The organism is Sphingomonas sp. (genome assembly GCF_019749955.1).
GTDB lineage: Bacteria > Pseudomonadota > Alphaproteobacteria > Sphingomonadales > Sphingomonadaceae > Sphingomonas.
On the sequence record NZ_JAIEPC010000110.1, the window covers coordinates 1 to 4,895 of the forward strand.

At 66.7% G+C, this 4,895-nt stretch carries 5 protein-coding genes and 1 tRNA gene; 5 read left to right on the forward strand and 1 reads right to left on the reverse strand.

The features are described from left to right. The 4 genes from K2W81_RS15665 to K2W81_RS15680 all read left to right on the forward strand — a co-directional run. Positions 1-1,866: S9 family peptidase (locus K2W81_RS15665; RefSeq protein WP_294106223.1), on the forward strand; the 1,866-nt coding region annotated here is incomplete at its 5' end. Positions 1,867-1,962: 96 nt separating this feature from the next. Further along, on the forward strand, positions 1,963-3,750 hold the full coding sequence (locus K2W81_RS15670) for an aminopeptidase P family protein (protein ID WP_294106226.1): 1,788 nt from the start codon (positions 1,963-1,965) through the stop codon (positions 3,748-3,750). A 16-nt stretch (positions 3,751-3,766) separates the two neighbouring features. Continuing rightward, complete coding sequence (locus tag K2W81_RS15675; RefSeq protein WP_294106228.1) at positions 3,767-4,156, forward strand: cupin domain-containing protein; 390 nt, start codon at positions 3,767-3,769, stop codon at positions 4,154-4,156. A gap of 61 nt (positions 4,157-4,217) precedes the next feature. After that, the gene (locus K2W81_RS15680) at positions 4,218-4,589 is read left to right on the forward strand and encodes a VOC family protein (RefSeq protein ID WP_294106231.1); all 372 of its coding nucleotides are present in this window, start codon (positions 4,218-4,220) and stop codon (positions 4,587-4,589) included. On the opposite strand, the gene K2W81_RS15685 is transcribed toward K2W81_RS15680, so the two are convergent. Further along, positions 4,586-4,729 carry a hypothetical protein gene (locus K2W81_RS15685; RefSeq protein ID WP_294106234.1) on the reverse strand — a complete coding sequence of 48 codons (144 nt, stop codon included), beginning with the start codon at positions 4,727-4,729 and terminating at the stop codon, positions 4,586-4,588. The genes K2W81_RS15680 and K2W81_RS15685 overlap by 4 nt on opposite strands. Positions 4,730-4,818: 89 nt before the next feature. Here K2W81_RS15685 and K2W81_RS15690 point away from each other — a divergent pair. After that, positions 4,819-4,893: transfer RNA gene (locus K2W81_RS15690), tRNA-Thr, on the forward strand. The last annotated feature ends 2 nt before the right edge of the window (positions 4,894-4,895 follow it).

Consider the following 4,895-nt stretch of genomic DNA (forward strand, 5'->3'; position numbering starts at 1 on the left):
CGCACCGTCCAGATCACCAGCCGCAAGGGCGAAAGCGAATCGAACCCGCGCTTCAGCCCCGACGGCCAATGGCTCGCCTTCACCTCATCGCGCGGCGAGGACAAGGGCGATTCGGCGCTGTGGTTGCTCGACCGGGCCGGGGGCGAAGCGACGAAGCTGCCGGGCATCAAGGGGTCGGTCGACGATCTGGTCTGGTCGCCCGATGCCAAAACACTCGCGTTGGTCGTCACTGATCCCGAGCCCGAGGACAAGCCCGCCAAGCCAGCGGCGGACAAGCCCGCCGACCCCGACGCCGACAAGCCCGCCGATGCCGCGCCCCCGGCCAAAGCCGGTGACAAAAAACCCAAGCCGATCGTCATCGACCGGTTCCAGTTCAAGGCCGACAGCAGCGGCTATCTCGGCAAACAGCGCAGCCGCGTCTGGCTCTATGATCTCGCGACACGCAAGGCGCGGCGGCTGGCGACCGGCGATTTCGACGAAGAGCTGCCCGCCTGGTCGCCCGACGGCAAGTCGATCGTGTTCGTGTCCAACCGCACCGCCGACCCCGATCGCAATTACGACACCAATTTGTTCCTGGCGACGGTGAACGACACGGCGACCGAGCCACACGCGCTCACGACTTTTCCCGGCGACGATAATGGCCGGGGATCGGGCAGCTATCCGGCGTGGTCGCCCGACGGCAAGTCGATCGCCTATATCCAAGGCGGGCCGGTCGCGCTGATCGGCTATGGCGTGCGCACGCTCGCGGTGGTGCCAGCAAGCGGCGGCGCGCCGCGCATCCTGACCGCCAGCCTCGACCGCAATGTCAGCGAACCGATCTGGACCAGCGACGGCAAGGCGATCCGCGTCACCGTTGAGGATGACGGCGTGGTGCGGCTGGCCGAGGTGCCGCTCGACGGCGGCGCGTTGCGCGATGTGGCGAGCGGGTTCCGCGTGTTCGGCTCGCCCGCGCCCGGGCCAAAAGGCGCGCTGGCGGTGCTGGTGTCCGATCCTGCGCACCCGACCGAAGTCCATGTGCTCGACGCCAAGGGCGGGCTGCGCCAGCTGAGCCACCAGAATGACGACTGGCTCAAGACAGTGACGCTCGCGCCGGTCGCGCGGGCCAGCTTCACATCGAAGGACGGCACCGAAGTGCACGGCTTCGTCGTCACCCCGCCGGGCAAGCCCGCCACGCGGTTGCCGACCATCCTTTACAACCACGGCGGGCCGCAAGCGCAGTTTGATGCGGGCTTCAGCATCGTCTGGCAGATTTTCGCGGGGCAGGGGTATGCCGTGGTCTCGACCAATCCGCGCGGCGGCACCGGGCGCGGCGAGGCCTATGCCAAGGCGCTGTATGCGGATTGGGGTGGCCCCGCGGTGCCCGATGCGCTGGCCGGAATCGACGATGCGGTCGCGCGCGGGATCGCCGATCCCGAGCGGCTCTATGTCGGCGGCTGGTCCTATGGCGGGATGCTGACCAATTATCTGATCGCCAGCGACACGCGTTTCAAGGCCGCCGTCTCGGGCGCGAGCATCGCCAATGTCCTCGCAGGCTATGGCACCGACCAATATATCCGCGATTACGAAGTCGAGCTGGGCCGCCCGTGGGAGCATATGGATGTGTGGCTGCGCAGCTCCTACCCCTTTTACCACGCCGATCGGATCAAGACGCCGACGCTGTTCATGGCCGGGGACAAGGATTTCAACGTGCCGCTGCTCAATTCGGAGCAGATGTATCAGGCGCTCAGCAGTCTGGGTGTGAAAAGCGGGCTGATCATTTATCCGGGCGAGCATCACGGGCTGCGCCGCCCGAGCTTCCTGAAGGATCGGATGGATCGCTGGCTCGCCTGGTATGCCGGGCAGAACGCGCCCGAACCGGCCAAGTAATCGCCGCCTGACGGGACTGTCACGCGAGGGTCTGTCGCGCGGGATGCCAAGCTGGCATAACGGGCGCAGCAGACCCTTTTCGTTGGAGTAACGTCGATGTCGACTCACGCCGCCCGTCTCGCAGCCTTGCGCGAGCAGCTTGCCGCCACCGCGCTCGACGGTTTCGTCGTGCCGCTGACTGACGAGCATATGAGCGAATATGTCGGCGATTATGCGCAGCGGTTGGCGTGGCTGACCGGGTTTCAGGGATCAGCGGGAACGGCGGTGGTGCTGCCCGCCGATGCTGCGATTTTCACCGACGGGCGCTACACGCTGCAAGTGCGCCAGCAGGTGTCGGCGGATGACTGGCAGTTCGTCGGTGTGCCCGCGACCAGCGTGTCGGCATGGCTGGGGGCCAATGCGCCGCAGGGCGGGCGGATCGGCTATGACCCGTGGCTCCACACCAGCGCCTGGGTGAACGAAGCGCGCGCGGCGCTGGCCGAACGTGGCGCGACCTTGGTGGCGGTCGACACCAACCCGGTCGACGCGGTGTGGCCCGATCGCCCTGCGCCCTCGCCCGCCACGCTCGCGGTGCAGGATGATGCGCGCGCGGGGCTAAGGTCGGCGGAGAAGCGCGCGCAGGTTGGTGCGTGGCTCGCCGAGCGCAAGGCCGATGCGGTGGTGCTGACCGCGCTCGATTCGATTGCGTGGCTGCTCAACATCCGCGGGCGCGATGTCGCGCATACGCCGGTCGCGCTCGCTTATGCGATCGTGCAGGCCGATGGCACCGCCGATCTGTTCGTTGCGCCCGACAAGCTGACCGACGAGGTCCGCCGCCATTTGGGCAATGCGATCCGGCTGCATGACCGCGATGCTTTTGCACGCGCGCTGGGCGGATTTGCGGGCAAGCGCATCGCCGCGGACCCGGAGCGCGCGGTGGCGGCGATTTTCGACGCGCTCACGGCGGGCGGCGCGACGATCCTGCCGTTGCGTGATCCGGTGGTGCTGGCGAAGGCGATGAAGAACCCGGTCGAAATTGCCGGCCACCGCGCGGCATCGGCGCGCGACGGGGCGGCGCTCGCGCGCTTCCTGCGCTGGGTCGAGGCCGAAGCGCCCAAGGGCGGGCTGACCGAGCTTGATTGCGTGGCGAAACTACAGACGTTCCGCGAGGCCAGTGGCGTGCTGCTCGACACTAGCTTCGATACGATTTCGGCGACCGGCGCGCATGGCGCTTCGCCCCACTATCGCGTCGACCAGGAGTCGAACGCGCGGCTTGAACTCGGCCAGCTCTATCTGGTCGATTCGGGTGGGCAATATGCCGATGGCACCACCGATGTGACGCGCGTGCTGCCGGTGGGCGAACCGACGCCGGAAATGCGCGACCGCTTCACCCGCGTGCTTAAGGGGCACATCGCGCTCGCCACCGCGATCTTCCCGGCGGGGACCAATGGCGGGCAGCTCGATGGGTTTGCGCGGCGACCCTTATGGGAGGTAGGCCTCGATTACGCGCATGGCACCGGCCACGGCGTCGGGGCTTATCTCGCGGTGCACGAAGGGCCGCAGCGGATCGCGCAGCCCAATTATCCGGGCGGCGGCCCCTCCGAGCCACTCAAGCCGGGCATGATCATTTCGAACGAGCCGGGGTATTACAAGGCAGGCGAATACGGCATCCGCATCGAGAATCTGATCCTGGTCGAGGAGCGCGTCTGCGAAGGCGGCACGATGCTGGGGTTCGAGACGCTGACCTTTTGCCCGATCGAGCGCAGCCTGATCGACCCCGCGCTGCTGACCGTCGCCGAGCGCGACTGGCTCAATGACTATCATGCCAAAGTGCTGGCGGTGCTCGGGCCGCAGATGGCGGGTGACGAGCTGGCGTGGCTCGAGGCGAAGTGCGCGCCGATTTGACCGGAGGAGACTGGCAATGCCGTCGCTGTTCACGACCCCGATCCACCTCGGCCTTGGCGCCAAGGCTGAGGTGCAGCCCGATTTCACCGGCATGGAGTGGTATGCCGATTACGGCGCGCGCAATGCCGCCGATGGCGCCGAAGGGCGGCTGGTGTCCTATTATCATTTCGACGCGAGCTGGGACTCGTGGGAAATGCACCCGGCGGGTGACGAAGTGGTGATCTGCACGAGCGGCACGATCACGCTGCATCAGGAATTGCCTGACGGCAGCACGCGCGCCATCACGCTGAACGCGGGCGATTATGCGATCAATCCGCCGGGGGTCTGGCACACCGCCGATGTCGACGGCGAAGCGACCACGCTGTTCATTACCGCCGGCATGGGCACCGAGCATCGCCCGCGCTGAGCCATTGACTTTCGGCGTATGTTCTGTATATGTTCCCATCATCGATTCGGGGAGAGATGCAATGATCGGCTATGTCACGCTCGGCACCAATGATCTCGCACGGGGTGCGGTTTTCTACGACGCCCTCGCCGCCGAATTGGGCGTCGGGCGGATGATGGAATTCGACAATTTCATTGCCTGGGGCGCGCCCGGTGGTGCGGCGGGCATTGGGCTGACCAAGCCGTTCGACGGCAATCCCGCGACCGTCGGCAATGGCGTGATGGTCGCGCTTGCGGCGAAGGACCGCGCGCAGGTCGACCGGCTCTATGCGATTGCGCTCGAACAGGGCGGCACGTGCGAAGGTCCGGTTGGCGAGCGCGGCGGCGGTTTCTACGCGGGGTACTTCCGCGATCTCGACGGCAACAAGCTCAACGCTTTCGTGATGGGCGGTTAGGCATCATCGCGCGTGCGGTCGGTCCCGCCCTCGGGCGTCGCCGCCCGCGCGCGCGCCTTGCGCTTCTTGAGGTTGTCGCGCAGCACGGCGGCAAGGCGTTCCGCCCGTTCCTGCTGCGCTGTGGTTTGCTTGTTGGTCATGCATGCTGCCTAGGCCGCCGCGCGATGCCTTGACAAGACCGCCTCCCTCTGACCATAGGCGCGCTCCCGCCCGACAGGCGGCGAAACATGCTGCCGTAGCTCAGTGGTAGAGCGCATCCTTGGTAAGGCTGAGGTCGTGAGTTCAATCCTCACCGGCAGCACCATT

Coding starts and splice junctions, on each gene's coding strand:
- K2W81_RS15670 (WP_294106226.1), top strand. CDS start 1,963: ATGTCGACTCACGCCGCCCGTCTCGCAGCCTTGCGCGAGCAGCTTGCC.
- K2W81_RS15675 (WP_294106228.1), top strand. CDS start 3,767: ATGCCGTCGCTGTTCACGACCCCGATCCACCTCGGCCTTGGCGCCAAG.
- K2W81_RS15680 (WP_294106231.1), top strand. CDS start 4,218: ATGATCGGCTATGTCACGCTCGGCACCAATGATCTCGCACGGGGTGCG.
- K2W81_RS15685 (WP_294106234.1), bottom strand. CDS start 4,729: ATGACCAACAAGCAAACCACAGCGCAGCAGGAACGGGCGGAACGCCTT.